17 protein-coding genes and 1 tRNA gene are annotated in these 19,154 nt (G+C 53.7%); 8 read left to right on the forward strand and 10 right to left on the reverse strand.

Annotated features, from left to right (window positions below):
- The first annotated feature begins 100 nt into the window (after positions 1 to 100).
- Both murJ and ACIQW9_RS07785 read left to right on the forward strand, forming a co-directional pair.
- Positions 101 to 1,651 carry a murein biosynthesis integral membrane protein MurJ gene (gene murJ, locus ACIQW9_RS07780; protein ID WP_402335026.1) on the forward strand — a complete coding sequence of 517 codons (1,551 nt, stop codon included), beginning with the start codon at positions 101 to 103 and terminating at the stop codon, positions 1,649 to 1,651.
- 59 nt (positions 1,652 to 1,710) lie between these two features.
- Positions 1,711 to 2,550: a SirB1 family protein gene (locus tag ACIQW9_RS07785; RefSeq protein WP_402335029.1), complete on the forward strand. Its 840-nt coding sequence runs from the start codon at positions 1,711 to 1,713 to the stop codon at positions 2,548 to 2,550.
- Between the two features lie 40 nt (positions 2,551 to 2,590).
- On the opposite strand, the gene ACIQW9_RS07790 is transcribed toward ACIQW9_RS07785, so the two are convergent.
- A complete protein-coding gene (locus ACIQW9_RS07790; RefSeq protein ID WP_402335031.1) occupies positions 2,591 to 4,492 on the reverse strand; it encodes an ATP-binding cassette domain-containing protein in 1,902 nt (633 codons plus the stop codon).
- Positions 4,493 to 4,663: 171 nt separating this feature from the next.
- Between ACIQW9_RS07790 and ACIQW9_RS07795 the strand changes: the two genes are divergently transcribed.
- The 3 genes from ACIQW9_RS07795 to ACIQW9_RS07805 all read left to right on the forward strand — a co-directional run bounded on the left by ACIQW9_RS07795 (position 4,664) and on the right by ACIQW9_RS07805 (position 7,354).
- Positions 4,664 to 4,738 (forward strand) — tRNA-Arg (locus ACIQW9_RS07795).
- A 509-nt stretch (positions 4,739 to 5,247) separates the two neighbouring features.
- A complete protein-coding gene (locus ACIQW9_RS07800) occupies positions 5,248 to 6,624 on the forward strand; it encodes an NAD(P)-binding domain-containing protein (RefSeq protein WP_402335034.1) in 1,377 nt (458 codons plus the stop codon).
- A gap of 241 nt (positions 6,625 to 6,865) precedes the next feature.
- Entirely contained in the window at positions 6,866 to 7,354 is a 489-nt protein-coding gene (locus ACIQW9_RS07805; RefSeq protein ID WP_402335037.1) for a glycine zipper 2TM domain-containing protein, read from the forward strand.
- 165 nt (positions 7,355 to 7,519) lie between these two features.
- On the opposite strand, the gene ACIQW9_RS07810 is transcribed toward ACIQW9_RS07805, so the two are convergent.
- A complete protein-coding gene (locus ACIQW9_RS07810; protein ID WP_402335040.1) occupies positions 7,520 to 7,993 on the reverse strand; it encodes a GNAT family N-acetyltransferase in 474 nt (157 codons plus the stop codon).
- Positions 7,994 to 8,314: 321 nt separating this feature from the next.
- Here ACIQW9_RS07810 and ACIQW9_RS07815 point away from each other — a divergent pair, with 321 nt between their 5' ends.
- The gene (locus ACIQW9_RS07815; protein ID WP_402335042.1) at positions 8,315 to 9,013 is read left to right on the forward strand and encodes a GntR family transcriptional regulator; all 699 of its coding nucleotides are present in this window, start codon (positions 8,315 to 8,317) and stop codon (positions 9,011 to 9,013) included.
- Positions 9,014 to 9,096: 83 nt separating this feature from the next.
- On the opposite strand, the gene ACIQW9_RS07820 is transcribed toward ACIQW9_RS07815, so the two are convergent.
- From ACIQW9_RS07820 to ACIQW9_RS07855, 8 genes are all read right to left on the reverse strand, one after another.
- Positions 9,097 to 10,692 carry a gamma-glutamyltransferase family protein gene (locus tag ACIQW9_RS07820; protein WP_402335045.1) on the reverse strand — a complete coding sequence of 532 codons (1,596 nt, stop codon included), beginning with the start codon at positions 10,690 to 10,692 and terminating at the stop codon, positions 9,097 to 9,099.
- A 116-nt stretch (positions 10,693 to 10,808) separates the two neighbouring features.
- On the reverse strand, positions 10,809 to 12,122 hold the full coding sequence (oxlT, locus tag ACIQW9_RS07825) for an oxalate/formate MFS antiporter (protein ID WP_402335048.1): 1,314 nt from the start codon (positions 12,120 to 12,122) through the stop codon (positions 10,809 to 10,811).
- Positions 12,123 to 12,489: 367 nt separating this feature from the next.
- Positions 12,490 to 13,215 carry an ABC transporter ATP-binding protein gene (locus ACIQW9_RS07830; protein WP_402335051.1) on the reverse strand — a complete coding sequence of 242 codons (726 nt, stop codon included), beginning with the start codon at positions 13,213 to 13,215 and terminating at the stop codon, positions 12,490 to 12,492.
- Positions 13,215 to 13,997, reverse strand: coding sequence for an ABC transporter ATP-binding protein (locus ACIQW9_RS07835; RefSeq protein ID WP_402335053.1), 783 nt, complete (start codon positions 13,995 to 13,997; stop codon positions 13,215 to 13,217). Before ACIQW9_RS07835 ends, ACIQW9_RS07830 begins: the two co-directional genes overlap by 1 nt.
- Before the next feature lie 9 nt (positions 13,998 to 14,006).
- On the reverse strand, positions 14,007 to 15,221 hold the full coding sequence (locus ACIQW9_RS07840; RefSeq protein ID WP_402335056.1) for an ABC transporter ATP-binding protein: 1,215 nt from the start codon (positions 15,219 to 15,221) through the stop codon (positions 14,007 to 14,009).
- An 8-nt stretch (positions 15,222 to 15,229) separates the two neighbouring features.
- Entirely contained in the window at positions 15,230 to 16,159 is a 930-nt protein-coding gene (locus ACIQW9_RS07845) for a branched-chain amino acid ABC transporter permease (protein ID WP_402335059.1), read from the reverse strand.
- Between the two features lie 280 nt (positions 16,160 to 16,439).
- Positions 16,440 to 17,384 (reverse strand): 4-hydroxy-3-methylbut-2-enyl diphosphate reductase, encoded by a 945-nt coding sequence (ispH, locus tag ACIQW9_RS07850; protein ID WP_402335062.1) that lies wholly within the window; start codon positions 17,382 to 17,384, stop codon positions 16,440 to 16,442.
- Between the two features lie 63 nt (positions 17,385 to 17,447).
- A complete protein-coding gene (locus ACIQW9_RS07855) occupies positions 17,448 to 17,903 on the reverse strand; it encodes a peptidylprolyl isomerase (RefSeq protein ID WP_402335064.1) in 456 nt (151 codons plus the stop codon).
- 114 nt (positions 17,904 to 18,017) lie between these two features.
- Here ACIQW9_RS07855 and radC point away from each other — a divergent pair, with 114 nt between their 5' ends.
- Positions 18,018 to 18,692, forward strand: coding sequence for a DNA repair protein RadC (gene radC, locus ACIQW9_RS07860; protein WP_402335067.1), 675 nt, complete (start codon positions 18,018 to 18,020; stop codon positions 18,690 to 18,692).
- Between the two features lie 209 nt (positions 18,693 to 18,901).
- The gene (gene rpmB / locus ACIQW9_RS07865) at positions 18,902 to 19,138 is read left to right on the forward strand and encodes a 50S ribosomal protein L28 (RefSeq protein ID WP_402335070.1); all 237 of its coding nucleotides are present in this window, start codon (positions 18,902 to 18,904) and stop codon (positions 19,136 to 19,138) included.
- The last annotated feature ends 16 nt before the right edge of the window (positions 19,139 to 19,154 follow it).

A 19,154-nucleotide genomic window follows, 5' to 3' on the forward strand; every position in this document is an offset into this window, starting at 1 on the left:
CCCTTGCCTTGAAGAAAACATGCAATCAGCATCGGGCACGAGGCTCCTCCTCGAAATCCGGCTGCCATCGTTGCCTGCCGACCAGCTATAATCCCGCTCCATGAACTTGCACAAAACGCTCGCGGCAGTATCCGGCATGACGATGGTTTCTCGTGTGACAGGATTGATACGCGAGATCCTGTTTGCCCGTGCATTTGGCGCATCCGCCTATACCGATGCGTTCAATATTGCCTTCCGCATTCCCAATCTGCTACGTCGCCTATTTGCCGAAGGAGCTTTTTCACAGGCTTTCGTGCCGATTCTGGCGGAATACAAAAGCCAGAAAGGTGAGGAAGCGACTAAAAGCCTGGTCGATCACGTCGCCACCGTTTTGATATGGACAATGCTGCTGACATGCGTAATCGGCATTGCCGCCTCACCCGTCATCGTCTATCTGATTGCGACCGGACTCACGGCCAACACCACCATATTCGACACCTCGGTCTGGATGACGCGCGTGATGTTCCCTTACATCGGCTTCATGTCATTTGTGGCCCTCAGTGGCGGCATTCTGAATACCTGGCGCGAATTCAAAATTCCCGCTTTCACTCCCGTCCTGCTGAATCTGTCATTCATCCTCGCCACGCTTTTTCTCGCGCCTTACCTGCATACACCTATATATGCGATGGCAATTGGCGTCGTGGTCGGCGGCATTCTGCAAATGGCGATCCAGATTCCCGCGCTGATGAAAATCGGCATGCTGCCGCGAATTTCAAAAAATCCGTTCGCCAGCCTGGGCGATGCCGGCGTGCGCAAGGTCTTGCGCAAAATGGGGCCGGCAGTATTTGCCGTCTCGGCAGCGCAAATCAGTTTGATGATCAACACGAATATTGCCTCGCGTCTGGAAAGCGGCAGCGTGTCCTGGCTCTCGTACGCCGATCGATTGATGGAATTCCCGACTGCCCTGCTAGGCGTGGCGCTGGGGACTATCCTGCTGCCCAGCCTGTCGAAGGCTAATTTCGAGGGCAATACGGCCGAATATTCATCGCTGCTGGATTGGGGCTTGCGCCTGACCTTCCTGCTCGCCCTACCTTGCGCAGTCGGCCTGGCAACGATTTCCGAACCATTGACGGCAACGCTGTTTCATTACGGAAAATTCGATGCGCAATCTGTTGCCATGACGTCCAGAGCGCTGATTGCATACGGCGTCGGCCTGATCGGCCTGATTCTGGTCAAGATTCTCGCGCCTGGATTTTATGCACAACAAAACATCAAAACTCCGGTCAAAATTGCGATCGGTGTGTTGATTGCAACACAATTAATGAATCTGATTTTTGTGCCGTGGATTGCGCATGCAGGACTGGCGCTGTCGATCGGTTTGGGTGCATGCTTGAACGCAGCTTTCCTGTACTGGGGATTGAAACGGCGCGGAATTTATTCGGCCTTGCCCGGTTGGCGCACCTTCTTCATTCGGCTGGTGGGCGCACTGTTCCTGATGGCGGGCGTTGCCTTGTGGACGTCCGGACATTTCGACTGGGTGGCATTGCGTGCATCTCCGTTGCTGCGCGTAGGCGCATTGCTGGCGGTTTTGGCGGCATGCGGCATCAGCTATTTCGGCGCCTTGCTGGCCATGGGATTTCGCTTTCGTGATTTCAAGCGGATAGCACACTGATCGCAGCAAGCTGAACGCGCATCTGCACGTTCGCAGCATCCTCGCTATGATGGAGGCATATGACGATCAAAACTCTCGAATACTTTTCCACGCTGGTGCAGCAGGACGACAGCATCCCTTTGTTTGAAGCTGCGTTGGCGATTGCACAGGATGCCGAACCCGGCCTCGATCTGGCGGCACTGGAAGAAGAAGTCGATACGCTTGCCGCCAAACTCAAGCAGCGTTTGCCGGACGATGCGTCGCATCTGCAAAAGCTGCGCATGCTGAATCATTATTTTTACAATGAGCTCGGCTTCAGCGGCAACGTCAACGACTATTACAATCCCGACAATAGCTACTTGCACCGTGTACTCAGCACGCGACGCGGAATTCCGATTTCGCTCGCGATTTTGTATATGGAACTGGCGCAACAGATCGATCTGGAAGTGCAAGGCATCTCTTTCCCCGGTCACTTCCTGATGAAATTGTCGGTGCAATCGGGGCAGGTTGTACTCGATCCGTTCAACGGCTCCAGCCTGTCGCGCGAAGAGCTGGAAGAGCGCGTCGAACCTTATATCCTGGAGCAGGATTTTCCGGATGATTTCCAGTTCAACGCCTATCTCGACGCGGCTAGCCCACGCGATATTCTGGTACGCATGCTGCGCAATCTGAAACTGCTGTTCATGCAACAGGAGCACTGGCAGCGTTTGCTGGAAGTGCAGGAAAGATTATTGATTTTGCTGCCGCGTGACATTACCGAACGGCGCGATCGTGGTCTGGCGTATGCCAATCTGGAATGTCCGCAAGCTGCGGTGCAGGATATCGAAGCCTATCTGGAGCAACGTCCGTACGCGATGGATGCAACGGAATTGCGCGCCAGATTGCCTGAATTGAAAGATGCAATCGGACGCTTGAACTAGATTGCCGTCCCTGCGCAAGCAGGAACGGCAATTGCACGCATTACGTTTTCGCGCGCGCCTCTATGGTTTCCCACTTCTCCAGCGCTTCCAGCAACAAGCCATCGATTTCCGCAAAACGCTGGTTCAAGCGTTTTGCTTCATCTGCCTGCTTGGTATAGATGCTGGCATCGGCCAGTTTTTCGGTAATAGCTTTTTGTTCTTCTTCCAGTTGCGCAATTAGTACCGGCAAAGCATCCATCTCGCGCTGCTCTTTGTAGCTCAGCTTTTTCTGTTTGGCAGCCGGCGCGGCTTGCGGCGATACGGCTTCCGTTTTTACTGCACTTTTTGGTGCGCCTGCCGGCGTGGTCGCAGGACGCACACGCTCCCAATCGGTATAGCCGCCGATATATTCGCGCCACAGGCCATTACCTTCTGCGACGATCACTTGCGTGACGACGTTGTCGAGGAAGGTACGGTCATGGCTGACAAGGAACACGGTGCCTTCGTAATCTTCCAGCAATTCTTCCAGCAGTTCCAGCGTGTCGATATCCAGATCGTTGGTCGGCTCATCGAGCACCAGTACGTTAGCCGGTTTGGCAAACAGACGCGCCAGCAGCAAACGATTGCGTTCGCCGCCGGACAATGACTTGACCGGCGAACGCGCGCGCTCCGGTGCAAACAGGAAATCGTTCAGATACGTCATCACGTGCTTGCGCTGGCCGTTGATCTCGACCCAGTCGCTACCCGGCGCGATGGTGTCGGCCAGACTCATTTCTTCATTCAACTGCGCGCGCATCTGATCGAAGTATGCAATCTGCAATTTGGTGCCTTGCTTGACGGTACCCGAATCCGGATCTTCCTGGCCCAGGATCATTTTCAGCAGCGTGGTTTTACCCGCACCGTTCAAACCGATCAGACCAACTTTATCGCCACGCAGAATCGTCGCGCTGAAATCCTTGACGATCACCTTGTCGCCATAGACCTTGTTGATATTTTCCAGCTCGGCCACGATCTTGCCGGAACGATCACCGGACGAGACATCGAGCTTGACCTGGCCTTGCTGATCACGCCGTGCGCTGCGCGACAGACGCAATGCTTCCAGACGACGCACGCGGCCTTCGTCACGCGTACGACGCGCCTGCACGCCCTTGCGTATCCAGACCTCTTCCTGCGCAAGGAATTTGTCGAACTTGGCGTTCTCGACCTCTTCGATTTCCAGTTGCTCGGCCTTGCGCACTTGATACGCAGTGAAGTTGCCGGGGAAAGACAGCAAACGACCACGATCCAGTTCGATGATGCGCGTCGCCACGTTATCCAGAAAACTACGATCATGGGTAATGAACAGCACGCTACCCTTGTAGTCGCGCAGCAAACCTTCGAGCCACAGAATCGATGTGAAATCCAGATGGTTGGTCGGCTCATCGAGCAGCAACACGTCAGGCGCACTCACCAGTGCACGTGCCAGCGCAACGCGCTTTTGCATCCCGCCGGACAAGGTGCCCATCAGGGAATCCTTGACCAGATTCAAGCGATCCAATGTCGCCTCAACCTTGTGATTCAAATTCCATGCATCGGCCGCATCCAGCTTGACCTGAATGTCGTGCATGCGCTCCATCAGGGCATCGTCGTCGTCACCGCCAAACTGGCCGGTCAGCGCATCGTATTCCGTCAGCAAAGCCTGCATATCGCCCATGCCGGAAGCGACTGCGTCATACACGGACGTCTCAGGTGAGAAGTGCGGCTCCTGCTCAACGTAGGCGATCTTGATGCCCTGCTGCATGACAAACAGACCGTCATCCAGCTTCGACGTGCCGGCGATAATTTTCAGCAAAGACGATTTACCGGTGCCGTTACGGCCGATCAAGCCCACGCGCTCGGCGGCTTCCAGAGAAAATTCCGCTTTATCGAGCAACGGGACGTGGCCGAACGCGAGCTGCGCGTTCGAAAGGGAGATGACTGCCATAAATGCCTGAGGATGTGAGGTCTGCGTGCGATTGCAGGCGACCAATTAAAAAGAGTAAATCGAGAATGAAGTCCGCATTGTACCGATAGCGGCAGCTATCCTGCCATTCTTTGCACTTTCGTCAGCTATAATCCCGGGCGGAAGTAAGCAACATGCCTCGCTTTCGCGCGTCTCGCCGTAGTTCAATGGATAGAACGAGTGCCTCCTAAGCGCTAGATACAGGTCCGATTCCTGTCGGCGGGACCAAATACCCAAGTCATAGTCCTTTACACAAATGCAGCCCTTGCTTTTGTGTCTTTCCGAAACTTTCATTCAAACTGCCTCGCAACGCCCGCCATTGCGCCTGTCTGAACGAGCCACATCTTGCATTTCCCTCTTCAAGCCCTCGAACGAGAGCATGACAAGAAGTTAATTTGTTTTATAAAAAAGATAATTAACTTTAAAGACAATTGTCACAATAATCACATCAAATATCCACAGTTGCTTGCAATTTCAATGCCAATTATGTTTTAATGTGAAATGATTTCAACTGAAATCATTTCACATGGAATCGAGTAGGCTGCCTGTATCGCCCTACTCGCCGCATCCCGTTGCGTCAGCAATCGGCCGATGTCCACGTTCTCCTCAGCCATGAGCACAACTCAACTGTCTTGCGACTCCGCAACGATGCGTTTGTGAGGAAACACTCGCTACGGTGCACTTCTTTGTCAGAACGTGCCGTCCGGTTTTAAAAAACGAGAATAAAAGGAAAATATATGACGATTCGCATTGGAATCATTGGCGCTGGACCGAGTGGATTGGCGCAGCTGCGCGCCTTCGAGTCCGCCCTATCCCACAGCAAGCACGACGTAGAACTCGTCTGTTTTGAGAAACGCTCGAATTGGGGTGGTTTGTGGAACTACAGTTGGCGTACCGGTCTCGATGAACACGGCGAACCTGTGCACGGCAGCATGTATCGCTATCTGTGGTCCAACGGTCCCAAGGAAGCGCTGGAGTTTGCCGATTATTCCTTCGACCAGCATTTCGGTCGTCCCATTCCATCCTATCCACCGCGTGCCGTATTGTTTGACTACATACAAGGTCGCATGGAACGCAACAATCTGCGTCAGTACATACGCTTCAACACCGTCACGCGCTGGGTCAAGTTTGATGAAAACACCCAGACTTTTGAAGTTGCGGTCGAAGACTTGAGCAAACAGCATACGTACACCGAAACCTTTGACTATCTGGTCGTCGCCACCGGCCATTTCTCGACACCGCATGTGCCTTACTTTAAAGGTTTGGATACCTTCCCCGGTGCCGTCATGCATGCGCATGATTTCCGTGGCGCCGATCAGTTCAAGGGCAAGGATTTATTGCTCGTCGGCGGCAGCTATTCGGCCGAAGACATCGGTGTGCAATGCTACAAGCACGGCGCGCGTTCTGTCACCATCAGCTATCGCTCCGCTCCGCTCGGCTTCAAATGGCCACAAGGCATACGTGAAGTGCCATTGGTAACGCGCTTTGAAGGCAAGACTGCCCACTTCCAGGATGGCACGCATAAAAATGTGGACGCCGTTGTACTGTGCACCGGATATCAGCACAAATACGCATTCCTGCCGGAAGAGTTGCGCCTGAAATCGCACAATCGCTTGTATCCGCGTGGTTTGTACAAAGGCGTCGTGTGGAAGAACAATCCACGCCTGTTCTATCTCGGCATGCAGGACCAGTACTACACTTTCAATATGTTCGACGCACAAGCCTGGTACACGCGCGACATCATGCTTGGTAACGCCACATTACCCGATATGGCTAGCATGAAAGCCGACATTCAGGACTGGGGCCAGCGCGAAGATGCAGTGGACAATCCCTGTGATGCCGTGGATTTTCAAACCGCCTATGTACGTGACTTGATGGATCGCACCGACTACCCCGGCTTTGAAGCCGAACAGGTTGCCGAACTGTTGAAGCAATGGCTGCGCGACAAGCAAGAGAGCATTCTCACCTATCGCGACAAACCGTTCCGCTCTGTTGTTACCGGCACGATGGCGCCGGTACACCATACTGCCTGGCTTGATGAGCTGGATGACAGCCTGGAACGCTTCCTTGATCCGCACATCAATCAGAATGACGAAGTAAACGCCACGCTATAAGGCATGGCACGAACAAAAATGGCGACAAGCAAGTTTGTCGCCATTTTTGCATCTCTCCTGAACAGATTCCTGAGTCCGCTTGCCTGGCACGCTGCACTACGCAGATATCCGGGCGCAACTTTTCCTTTGCAAAAATCATTATTGGAAAACCGAAATTCGGTGCGCTACCGCACTGAACATTCCCGCATTTCTCATTACCCTCATTTTGTCCCTTCAAAAAATACTAACAAATGGAGTCATCATGAAAACCAATACAGGCATTATTGCCATTGCACTTTCTTCTGTCTTTATTCTCGCCGGCTGTGCAGGACCGTATAACAACGACCCTGGAGCCAATCAGTATCCACAATCACAAAACCAGAACCAGATGTCCAATGCGCCTGCCTATAATTCCGCATATGGCGTGGTCGATTCAATTCAGATCGTCCAGCAAAGCACAGGCAACAACGGCATCGGTGCCGGCGCAGTAGTTGGCGGCGTGGTTGGTGGTGTGCTGGGCAATCAAATCGGCAACGGTTCAGGTCGCACTGCAGCAACTGCGGTAGGTGTGGTTGGCGGTGCCTTGGTCGGCAACCAGATTCAAAGAAACAATCAGCAGGTACGGGATGCTTATCAAGTCGGCATCCGTCTCGATAACGGCGCATATCAAACGATGCTGCTCGACAGCGTAGGCGATTTGCGCGTAGGTAATCGCGTACGTATTGAAAACAATCGTCTCTTCCGTTATTGATCCTGCAGGCAGCTGCACACTGGTCGAATCCCGCTCAGCATCTGGTGAGCACCTCGTAAAAAAGCCGCTGCATGCAAATGCAGCGGCTTTTTACAAGCTTTGTCGAAAAACCAGATCTGCATCAAACGCAGCACATCCAGTTCCTCCAGCACCTTCCGAGAGCCCTCATGTTCGCCGCTTCAATTCTTTCCGCATCAGTGCATTCTGAAGAGTTACACCGCCGCGAATCGGAAACCTTCGTTGCACCACATGAAAACCGTGGAGCACAAAGAAGGGTTCAGCAGTCTTACTTACATCCGACGTAAGTTCGTCAATACCAAGCAAGCTGGCTTCTTCATGAATACGGTTCATTAGCAGGCTACCTATTCCCTGACGGGGATGAGAGCCTGACACAAAGAAGTGGTCGATGTAACCGTTCGGCTGAACGTCAGCGTAACCAACTATTTCGCCGTCAGCTTCCACTACAAACGGGCGGATATCTCTAACATGATTCTCCCAGAGCTTCGGATCAAGGTCAGCTGGAGCCCACGCCTCTATTTGATCGCGGGTGTAATCGCGTGATGCGATTACATGAATGGCCGAGAAGAAGACGCGAAACAACGCAGACTCATCGCCAATTTTGAACCGTCGAATTTCCATGTATTCCTCGCAAAGCATCAATCTAAAAAGGGAGTTTGTCACATCTGCCCGGCGAGGGAAATGTTCACTTTGCGCAGTAAGCGGACTTCCAGTTTGCGACGCCCTGCCTGCGATGCCGGACGTTCGCCGTTGGTAGCGACTGTCCAGAAGCGGAGATACCTAGGCGTTCAATCTTCAGTGTTATCAGGCCGGGGCATTTTTTGATTGCGATATAAAACAACGCCAACCATACTATTTTTTGTACGGAGAAAAACGAATCGTATAATCAGGAATTGTTACCATGAAATGTTGCGTAGAAACGCTATTCAATAGGTTGGCCGAATGATCACCGAAGAACAAATACAGGCATTGCAGTCGGAAATGGAGGCGAATGGTGAAAACCAGGCTCAGATGGCTTATCGCATCCTGGAAGAAATGATCGTCACACTCAAGCTCCCGCCAGGCAGCAAGATATCGGAGAAAGCGCTGAACCGCTCTCTGGGATTCGGTCGCACACCGTTGCGGGAAGCATTGCAACGTCTTGCCATTGAAGGGAGTGTAAAAATTCTGCCGCGTTCGGGCGTGATCGTTTCGGAAATCGATCTGGCAGATCAATTGAACATGATCGAGGTAAGACGAGAACTGGAAAAAATCATCGCCGGCCGCGCTGCGCGTCTGGCCATGGAAGATCAGCGACGCGTATTTGCGAAACTGGCAGAAGACTTCGACCGCGCCGCAGAAGAGAACGACAGCACCATTTTCATCGAGACAGACAGGGAATTCAACGCGTTGAGTATCGCGACCGCACAAAATAAATACGTCGCCTATGCAATCGGACCGATCGAAGCGCAAACCCGCCGCTTCTGGTATCTGCACTTCAAACGCTTTGGCGATTTGTCTCGCGTGACCAAACTGCATGCACATATTGCACGCGCCATTGCCGCCAACGACGAGGTCGCCGCACGCGATGCCTCGGATCGTCTGATTGATTACGTGGAAGAATATACAAGGAAGACGCTGCAGTTCATGGGCGGCATGTAAGAGCGCATCCGGCAAAAAAAAACACGCTGCGGTATGACATCACCACAGCGTGCTCAAGAGCGACTTACCCCAACAATTCCTACTTAAAACCCTGCAACCGTACCGTTACTGCGCGGATCGGCTCCGCCAGCGAACACGCCCGATGGATCGCGCACGATCGCACCAGCATGACCAACCAGTTCATCGAATTCGCCCAGCACGTCGACATCATGTCCCAGTGAGCGCAGGCGACGGATAAGACCGTCGGTAAAGCGGCTTTCCACTTTCAGCGATTCCGAACTTTGGCCCCAGGTACGGCCGAGCAACCAGCGAGGCGCAGTAACCGCCTGTTGTACCGCCTGGTTGAAGACCGCGTAACGGGTAAATACCGCTGCCTGCGTTTGCGGCTGGCCGTCGCCACCCATCGTGCCGTACACCATCGTGCGGCCGTCTTTAAAGCGCGCCAATGCAGGATTGAGCGTGTGGAACGGTTTCTTGCCCGGCTCCAATGAATTGATATTGTTTGGATCCAGCGAGAACGAGCAACCGCGGTTTTGCCAGTTGATGCCGGTACGCGACAATACGACGCCACTGCCGAACTCGTGATAGATACTTTGAATGAACGAAACCGCGCGTCCTTCGCCGTCGATCACACCCATCCAGATGGTATCGCCCGGTCCTTTGCCTTTGCCCCACGGCAGTGCCTTGTCGATGCGGATCTTCGCCACATACGGTGCCAGGAACTCTTCCGCCAACAGAGATTGCGGATCCACCTTCATGTAGGCAGGATCGGCCACATATTGATCGCGAATGGCAAAAGCCTGCTTGGTCGCTTCAACGGTTAAATGGATATATTCCGGGCTGTCCTGCTGATATTGCGCCAGATTCAGCTTGTCCAGGATCGCCAGAATAATCAGCGAAACCACGCCCTGCGTTGGCGGCGCCGTATTGTAAATGTCGGCGAGACTATGCTGCAGATGAACCGGTTCGCAGGTACGCGCATGATAGGCATGCAAGTCGCCCAGCGTGATCGGATTGCCGATCTCAGCCAGATCCGCAGCGATATCATTGGCCAATGCACCGCGATAGAAGCTATCCAGACCATCAGCGACCAGAGTCCGCAAGGTCTTACCCATGCGCGGCTGCTTGAAGAGGCTGCCAGCCTGCGGTGGTTTTCCATCCACCAGGAAGGTGTCGCTAAAGCCGGGCTGCATGACCAGTTCATCGAACTTGGCGCTTGTGCTTGCGTATTGCGATGCGGTTACAGGAATACCTGCTTCTGCGTAATAGATCGCGTCTTGCAGCAGATTTGCCAATGGCAGTTTGCCACCCCAGGTCGCGCTGATATTCAAGGCTTCCTGCCAGCCGCCAATCGTGCCAGCCATCGTGTTGCCTGCAATCGGACCGCGCATCGGAATGCTGGTCAATTGACGACTGCTATAGAACTCTCTCGACACACCGGCGCCTACAACGCCACATGCTTCGATTGCCTGCACAGGCTTGCCAGGTTCTGAGATAACCCAGAATCCATCGCCGCCTATACCGTTCATATGAGGGTAAACCACTGCAATAGTCGATGCGGCAGCAACCATCGCTTCAATCGCGTTGCCTCCGTTACGTAAAACGGACAGAGCAGCTTGCGCTGCCAAAGAATGCGGCGCAACGGCCATACCACGAGTAGCGTGGGTTGTATTAAGCATAATTCGACCTTACTAAACAATAAAAACATGAATTGCACAGAGAGATGCAATTCCCAAAACAGAAATTCAGGGGATGCATTATCCATCCCCTGAAAATCCGGTACTACTATCCAGCGTTACTTGAACGCTGGAGCCAAACCGGCTGCCACTGTAAGTTCTTCGCTTTTTGCGAGGAATTTCTTGCGCATCGGCTTGAGCACGAAATAAGCCAGAAGTGCGGTAGCGAAGTCCATGCAGATCACTGTCACAAAGACCGGTGTCCACGAACCGGTCGCGTCATGCATCAACGCTGCCAGCGGACCGCCCAGTACCGAACCTACGCCTTGCGCCATGTACAGGAAACCATAGTTGGTGGTTGCATGCTTGGTGCCGAAGGTATCGGTCAGAATCGACGGGAACAGCGAGAAAATTTCACCCCAGCCGAAGAACACCACGCCTGACAGCAAGACAAACAACACAGGATTATCGGTTGTCATAATCCACAGCGTCATCGCCACACCTTCCAGGCCGAAAGCGATGAGCATGGTATTTTCACGACCGATGCGATCCGATACCCAACCGAAGAATGGACGCGTCAAACCGTTACAGATACGGTCAATCGTCAATGCCAGCGGCAATGCTGCCATACCGAAGACCAATGCATCCGCCACGCCAAAGTCCTTGGCGAAAGCACCCATCTGCGAAATGACCATCAGACCCGAAGTCGACATCATCGTCATCATCACAAACAACAACCAGAACACCGGTTTCTGCAGCATCTCGGTCGGCTTATAGTGATAGGACGATTCGCGCGTGGTGTTTTCCAGTTTCACTTTCTTGACATGCTCGGCGACCTCGTCCGCACGTGGTCGACGCATGCCTTGTGCTGCAGCCAGACCGACTACGCCAATGATCACACCAAACATGACCAGCGTGCTGGCGACGCCGGACGATTTGATGCTCATCGAAATGGCAAACGTGGTCATGATGGCGCCAAAACCGTAACCTGCCGCCACCATACCGACTGCGAAGCCGCGTCTATCCGGGAACCATTGCACCATCAGCCCGATAACGCCAACGTAGATAATGCCGGTACCGACCCCACCCAGCAAACCGTAGGTCAGATACAAACCCCAGATACCGGTAACGCCGGAAGCCAGGATCCAGCTGAGCGCAGTCAAAATAGCACCGCAAGACAGGAGCATGCGCGGACCGAATTTATCGATCAGATAGCCCTGAAATGGCGACAGAAAAGTCTGCGCCACAATCAGAATGGCAAACGTCACCTGAACCTGCGGCAAGGTTGCGCCTAGGGTTTTGGTTAGCTCAGAAGTAAATAATGCCCAGACATACTGCGGACTGGAAATTGCCATCATGGCGACAATCCCGAAGAACAGTTGCCACCACCTTGTTGACCCCGAAGACGAAGTCGTCGTTTTAATTTGATTCATAGGTGTCTCCTAGTGTTTTTTTTAAATATTTATTTATCTGATTCTTAGCCAGCGCTGATTACTGACATGTCAGATTTATGCATAAGTTAGGCGACCTAAAATTCTTTGTCAAGAGATTAAAAAAATCGTACTTGCTTAGAGCCTGTTACCCATTAATTTGAGAGTGCGAACGCGCGACAGGCGTTGGCTGTCTAGGCGCAGCGACGCGACGCCAGCTGGCGTCGCACATCGAATTTTAGAGGGAAGTACTCTGTGAGAATGAGCAGTGACCGGGAGAAATGGGCAAAACAGAAGATCGTGAAATCCGCAAAGTGCGAACGGACTGCCGATATATCGTGATTTTTTAGCAAGGAAAAACTGTCAGATATCAGGCTTCGCCCAGATACGCTTCCCTGACTCTGGGGTCATTGAGCATCTGCTGCGCATCGCCCTGCATCGTGATCAATCCGGATTCCATTACATAAGCGCGATGAGCCGCCTGCAGGGCCAGTCTGGCATTTTGCTCGACCAGCAAAATCGTGATGCCTTGCGCGGCGACGCTGCGTATCACTTCAAAAATCTTTTCCACCATGATGGGTGACAAACCCATGGATGGCTCATCCAGCAGCAATAGTTTCGGATGGCTCATCAAGGCACGTGCCATCGCCAGCATTTGCTGCTCGCCGCCGGACAGCGTACCGGCCATTTGCGCAGCACGCTCTTTCAGGCGCGGGAAGACGGCAAACCATTTTTCCATATCGTCAGCGATGCCCTGCTTGTCGTTGCGCGTGAAAGCACCCATCAGCAGGTTTTCCTGGATGGACATGCGGGTAAATACGCCGCGACCTTCCGGCACCATCGCCAGTTTTTTCTTTACCAACTGGAAGGAACCCAAACCTTTGATAGTCTGGCCGGCATATTCGATATGGCCATCGACGCGACATTCGGGCAAGGTGCCGGTGATGGCTTTCAGGGTCGTGGTTTTACCGGCACCGTTGGCGCCGATCAGCGTAATCAATTCGCCCTGCCTGACTTCGAGATCGATACCCTTGACAGCCTGGATGCCGCCGTAAGCGACCTTTAGTCCGGCAATCTTCAGCACGGTAGCGGCCATCAGTGCGAACCTCCCAGATAGGCTTCTATCACCGCCGGATTTTTTTGTACATCGGCGGGAACGCCCTCTGCAATCGGTTTGCCGTAATCCAGCACCGTGATGCGGTCGCACAAACCCATGACCAGCTTGACGTCGTGTTCGATCAACAAAATGGTTTTACCTTCCGCCTTGATCTTGACCAGCAATTCACGCAGGCCGAGTTTTTCAGTTGCATTCATGCCTGCCGCCGGTTCGTCCAGCGCCAGCAATTGCGGATCGGTCGCCAGCGCACGGGCAATTTCCAGCCGGCGTTGATCGCCATACGACAAGTGTCGCGCCGTGCGTTCGGCAAACTGTGCAATGCCAACGAAGGCGAGCAGTTCCATCGCACGTGTACGAATCGCAGCTTCTTCCTGCCGCGCCGCCTTGTGATGAAACACCGCACCGAACAAGCCCTGGTGCGTGCGCACATGACGACCGACCATGACGTTTTCCAACGCGGTCATCTCGCCAAACAGGCGGATATTCTGGAAGGTACGCGCAATGCCGGCCTTGGCCACCAGATGCGGCGCGGATGGTGAGTACGCTTTGCCGGCCAGCTCGAAGCTGCCGCTGTCGGCTTGATACAGGCCGGTAATCACATTGAAAAAAGTGGTTTTCCCGGCACCGTTGGGGCCGATCAGCCCATAGATCTGGCCTTGCATGATTTTGACGTTCACATCCGTCAACGCCTGCAAGCCACCGAAGCGCTTGCTGACATTGGCGATGTTGAGAATGATCTGCGGGTTGAGGATAGGCGTCATGACATCCCCTTATACGGCCACGACATCGGTCGACTTGCTCGCCGTGTCCGTATCCGCAGTCGGTCGGTCTTCATTCTTGGGCGCCGGCCACAAACCTGCAGGACGTATCAGCATGATCAGCACCATCGCCAGCCCGTACAGCAGTTGACGCAGGATTTCCGCATCGATCAAGACTTCGCCGAATAGCGTTCTTTGCAGCGGCTCAACCACATGCCGCAAAACCTCCGGCAATGCCGCCAGCAGCATGCCGCCCAATACCACGCCGGGAATATGCCCCATGCCGCCCAGCACGACCATCGCCAATACCGCAATCGATTCGGTCAACGAGAAGGATTCCGGCGATACGAAACCCTGGAACGATGCAAACATCGCGCCGGCGACACCGCCGAAAGATGCACCCATGGCAAATGCCAGTAATTTGACGTTGCGCGTATTGATACCCATCGCCTTGGCCGCAATTTCATCTTCGCGTATCGCGACAAAAGCACGCCCCAGACGCGAATTCTGCAAACGCACCGAGATGAAAATAATGGCGATGCACAAGATCAGAAACAGAAAATAGTAGGCATTCACCGACGGCATCGCGTAATTGCCGAGCATGACCGTGGAGGCCGATCCTTCTTCGCCGTTCAGCGATACGCCGAAGATACGGATCGGATCGATCATGTTGATTCCTTGCGGTCCGTTGGTGATATTCACCGGGCCGTTCAGGTTGTTCATGAAGATGCGAATAATTTCACCGAAACCCAGCGTGACTATCGCCAGATAATCGCCACGCAGCTTGAGCGTAGGCGCACCAAGCAGCGCACCGAAAAATCCGGCCACCAGTACCGCGAGCGGCACGATCACCCACAGCGATAAATGAATGCCGTTCTGTGCAATCTCGGGACCGAATACCCACAGCAATGTATTGCCGATGGCCGGATACTGATTGACGAAGGACTCCAGCACCACGGCGAATTGCGGCGACGCCAGCAGCGCAGTCAGATAGGCGCCGATTGCATAAAACGCGATGTAGCCGAGATCGAGCAAACCGGCAAAACCAACCACGATATTCAAGCCGAGCGCCAGCATGATGTAAAGCAGCGCGACGTCCATGATGCGCACCCACGAATTGCCGAAATGTTGCGCAATGAAGGGGAAGATCAGCGCCAGCGCCAGGATCGCGAGCATGCCGGAATAAGCTTTGCGCGGATTGTTTTTGACGTCGAAATAATTGGACATGATGTTCCTTACGCCCGATCCGGCACGCGCTCGCCCATGATGCCGGACGGACGCAAGGTCAGCACGATGATCAGCACAACGAAGGCAAAGATGTCCTGGTAGTGACTGCCGAGGAAACCGCCAGTCAGATCGCCGATATAGCCAGCCCCCAGACTTTCAATCAGGCCCAGCAGGATGCCGCCCAGCATGGCGCCGTAAATATTGCCGATGCCGCCCAGAACGGCGGCCGAGAACGCCTTCAGACCAGGCACGAAGCCCATCGCAAATTGTGCGGATGAATAGTTGGCCGCCCACATCACGCCGGCTATCGCTGCCAGCGTAGCGCCTATGACAAAGGTCATCACGATCACGCGATTGGAATCCACGCCCATCAATCCGGCCACACGCGGATTTTCCGCCGTGGCGCGCATCGCGCGACCCAGCTTGGTTTTTTCAATCAGCAAAGCCAGCAACAACATCGAAACTGCAGCCAGGATCAGCAACATCACCTGCGTCGGCGAAATCAGCGCGCCCAGAATGTGCAGCGGCTCGCCCGGCATCACTTGCGGGAATGGCAGCGGACTGCGGCCCCAGATCATCATGGCAAAGGTTTGCAGCAAAATGGAAACGCCGATAGCCGTAATCAGGGGTGCCAGACGCGGCGCATTACGCAGGCGGCGATAGGCAACCCGCTCTATCAGGACGTTGACCGCCACGCATACCGGTATCGCGCCGAGTATCGCGATGATCAGTTTGACGACACCGGGCAAATCGGGCGCTACCGTATTGAGCATCTTGAGGATGGTCAGGCCAGCCATCGCGCCTATCATCAAGACATCGCCGTGTGCAAAATTGATCAGATTGAGTACGCCGTACACCATCGTATAACCGAGGGCGACCAATGCATACATGCTGCCGAGAACCAGGCCGTTGATGATTTGCTGGATAAAAATATCCATGGGGTGCTTGTCTCCTGAAGCAATCTCTATCAAGTATCTGCCGGCAAGTTGTGTCGACACTCACGTCATGTTGCGATCATGCACAAAACATCATCGCAATAATCGTTCCACTTACAAAAACGGCACCCGACTCAGGGGTGCCGCATCTCATCCTTGGCAAGATGAATGGCAAGGACAGCAATCGCATGCATGCAGAACGCTGGCCGGATTATACCGAAGCCCGGATGCAGCCCAACAGTACAAGTCTCGCGCGCAAGACGGAGTGCGCCGACGACGCCAATCAGGCATCTGCGGTTTTGCGTGTCAGCCCCTTAGGCAGCGGAAAGGCGACATGCTCTTCCACGCCTTCCAGCGTACGCACGCTTTTCGCACCATATTCTTTCAGCCTATCGATCACCGCCTGCACCAGCACTTCCGGTGCGGAAGCACCGGCTGTCACGCCGATACGCTGCTTGTCCTGCAACCATGCCGGATTGATCTCCGAGGCATTGTCGACCATGTAAGCCGGCACATTCTTTTTCCGCGCCACTTCACGCAGGCGGTTGGAATTGGAACTGTTCGGGCTACCGACCACGATCACGACATCGACTTGCGGCGCCATGAATTTGACTGCTTCCTGCCGGTTGGTGGTGGCATAGCAGATGTCGGCTTTTTTCGGTTCCGAGATATGCGGGTATTTTGCTTTCAGTGCGGCAATCACATCGGCCGTATCGTCTATCGACAAGGTAGTCTGCGTCACGTACGACACCAGTTCCGGATTCTTGACCTGAAGCTTTTTCACATCTTCCACTGTTTCAACCAGATGCATGCCGTCTTCGGTCTGTCCCATCGTCCCTTCGACTTCCGGATGCCCGTCGTGCCCTATCATGACAATCTCGCGGCCGTCGCGACGCATTTTTTCGACTTCCATATGCACTTTGGTCACCAGCGGGCAAGTCGCATCGAATACGCGCAAGCCGCGTTCGTTTGCTTCCGCCTGCACCGCTTTCGATACGCCATGCGCAGAAAAAACAACGGTATTACCGGCCGGTACATCTTCCAGCTCTTCAATAAAAATCGCACCCTTGTTGCGCAAATCGGAAACGACATACGCGTTATGCACAATCTCGTGGCGCACATAAATCGGCGCGCCGAATTCGATCAGTGCGCGCTCGACGATTTCGATCGCCCTATCCACACCGGCGCAAAAACCGCGCGGCTGAGCCAGTAAAATTTCCTTATCCATCTTTATCCTTAAATGCCTGCGCACACTGTGCGTGCACAGACCAGAGCATGATTCATTGTGCGATTACAGTATGCCGATAATTTCGACTTCAAACGTCAATGCCTGTCCCGCCAGCGGATGATTGAAATCAAACACTGCAGTATCGCTATCTATCTCGCGCAACACGCCGGCAAACTTGCCGCCACCCGGCGCCGCGAATTCCACCATATCGCCGATCGCATATTGCTCGCCCGCGCCGGAATTTTCATCCAGTGTCTTACGCGAAACCGGACGTACCAATTCAGGATTGCGCGAACCGAAGGCGCGTTCTGGTGGCAACTCAAACGTCTGACGCGCGCCCTCCGCCAAGCCGATCAGGCATGCCTCCAGAAAGGGCGCCAGTTGACCATTCCCCAATTGCAGGGTGGCCGGATTATCCGCAAACGTGCTGACGATATCGTTGCCGTCCACTGAAGCCAGACGGTAATGCAGGGTCAGATAGGCCGTTTCGGCAACAATAGAATGTGGTAAATTTGACATTAAAATTCCGGATTGCACGATAGTCGCTATTTTAAGCCACGTTGCGCCTTCCAGCCTGTCTATCATCAAAACAGATAAACACCTTTCATCAACGCAGCATTGCCCTGACAAATTATGGCGATTACAGACTGGCCGGAAGAGCAGCGCCCCCGTGAACGCCTGATCCGGCATGGCGCTGCGATCCTGTCGGATGCCGAATTGCTGGCCGTGTTCCTGCGTGTTGGCGTAACCGGCAAAAGCGCGGTCGATCTGGGCCGCGATATGGTGACGCACTTCGGTTCACTGAACGGGCTGTTTTCCGCGACGCTGAACGATTTTTCAAAAATAAATGGTTTGGGACCGGCAAAATACGCGCAACTGCAGGCGGTGCTCGAACTGGCCAGACGTTCGCTCTGCGAAGAACTGCAAGCCGGCGTCGCACTGAATTCTCCGCAAGCCGTGAAGCAATATCTACAACTGCTGTTGAGCGGCCGCGCATATGAATCATTTGCCGTTCTTTTCCTGGATGTAAAGAACCGTCTGATCGTGTGCGATGAAATGTTTCGCGGCACCTTGACACATACCAGCGTATATCCAAGAGAGATCGTCAAGGCTGCACTGGCACACAATGCCGCCAGCGTGATCCTGGCCCACAATCACCCATCCGGCACACCCGAGCCGAGCGCGGCCGATCACACCCTGACCCAGGCGCTGAAACAGGCACTGACGCTGATAGACGTGCGCGTACTCGATCATTTTGTGGTGGCAGGCAAACAGGTATATTCATTTGCCGAACACGGCCAACTGTAAGCCCCTGCATACACATTGCTGCCCAAGCCACCGCCTGCCGCAAGTAGCGCCGGCTCCAAGGGCAAGCATTGTTACGCTACAGCCCTCAAATTGTTAAATAAATTAAACTAGTAAGACACAATTAATTTACGCAAGTCGTTGAATAATCTGGATTTTTTGGATATACTCACTTTTTTTCCAATTTCGGAAATTCTTTTAGGAGCACATCTATGGCACGTGTCTGCCAAGTCACTGGGAAAGGGCCGATGGTTGGCAACCACGTTTCCCATGCAAACAACAAAACGAAACGTCGTTTTTTGCCTAACTTGCAAAATCGCCGCATTTTCGTTGAGTCGGAAAATCGCTGGGTTTCCCTGCGCCTGTCCAACGCCGGTCTGCGTGTAATCGACAAGATCGGCATCGATGCCGTATTAGTCGATATGCGTGCTCGTGGCGAAAAAGTCTAACTAGCAGAATATTTAA

The sequence above is a fragment of the Herminiimonas sp. NPDC097707 genome (assembly GCF_044761395.1).
Lineage (GTDB): Bacteria > Pseudomonadota > Gammaproteobacteria > Burkholderiales > Burkholderiaceae_D > Oxalicibacterium.

Excerpts from the sequence above, each read along its gene's own strand:
- murJ (WP_402335026.1), top strand. The coding sequence starts at position 101 with ATGAACTTGCACAAAACGCTCGCGGCAGTATCCGGCATGACGATGGTT.
- ACIQW9_RS07785 (WP_402335029.1), top strand. The coding sequence starts at position 1,711 with ATGACGATCAAAACTCTCGAATACTTTTCCACGCTGGTGCAGCAGGAC.
- ACIQW9_RS07790 (WP_402335031.1), bottom strand. The coding sequence starts at position 4,492 with ATGGCAGTCATCTCCCTTTCGAACGCGCAGCTCGCGTTCGGCCACGTC.
- ACIQW9_RS07800 (WP_402335034.1), top strand. The coding sequence starts at position 5,248 with ATGACGATTCGCATTGGAATCATTGGCGCTGGACCGAGTGGATTGGCG.
- ACIQW9_RS07805 (WP_402335037.1), top strand. The coding sequence starts at position 6,866 with ATGAAAACCAATACAGGCATTATTGCCATTGCACTTTCTTCTGTCTTT.
- ACIQW9_RS07810 (WP_402335040.1), bottom strand. The coding sequence starts at position 7,993 with ATGGAAATTCGACGGTTCAAAATTGGCGATGAGTCTGCGTTGTTTCGC.
- ACIQW9_RS07815 (WP_402335042.1), top strand. The coding sequence starts at position 8,315 with ATGATCACCGAAGAACAAATACAGGCATTGCAGTCGGAAATGGAGGCG.
- ACIQW9_RS07820 (WP_402335045.1), bottom strand. The coding sequence starts at position 10,692 with ATGCTTAATACAACCCACGCTACTCGTGGTATGGCCGTTGCGCCGCAT.
- oxlT (WP_402335048.1), bottom strand. The coding sequence starts at position 12,122 with ATGAATCAAATTAAAACGACGACTTCGTCTTCGGGGTCAACAAGGTGG.
- ACIQW9_RS07830 (WP_402335051.1), bottom strand. The coding sequence starts at position 13,215 with ATGGCCGCTACCGTGCTGAAGATTGCCGGACTAAAGGTCGCTTACGGC.
- ACIQW9_RS07835 (WP_402335053.1), bottom strand. The coding sequence starts at position 13,997 with ATGACGCCTATCCTCAACCCGCAGATCATTCTCAACATCGCCAATGTC.
- ACIQW9_RS07840 (WP_402335056.1), bottom strand. The coding sequence starts at position 15,221 with ATGTCCAATTATTTCGACGTCAAAAACAATCCGCGCAAAGCTTATTCC.
- ACIQW9_RS07845 (WP_402335059.1), bottom strand. The coding sequence starts at position 16,159 with ATGGATATTTTTATCCAGCAAATCATCAACGGCCTGGTTCTCGGCAGC.
- ispH (WP_402335062.1), bottom strand. The coding sequence starts at position 17,384 with ATGGATAAGGAAATTTTACTGGCTCAGCCGCGCGGTTTTTGCGCCGGT.
- ACIQW9_RS07855 (WP_402335064.1), bottom strand. The coding sequence starts at position 17,903 with ATGTCAAATTTACCACATTCTATTGTTGCCGAAACGGCCTATCTGACC.
- radC (WP_402335067.1), top strand. The coding sequence starts at position 18,018 with ATGGCGATTACAGACTGGCCGGAAGAGCAGCGCCCCCGTGAACGCCTG.
- rpmB (WP_402335070.1), top strand. The coding sequence starts at position 18,902 with ATGGCACGTGTCTGCCAAGTCACTGGGAAAGGGCCGATGGTTGGCAAC.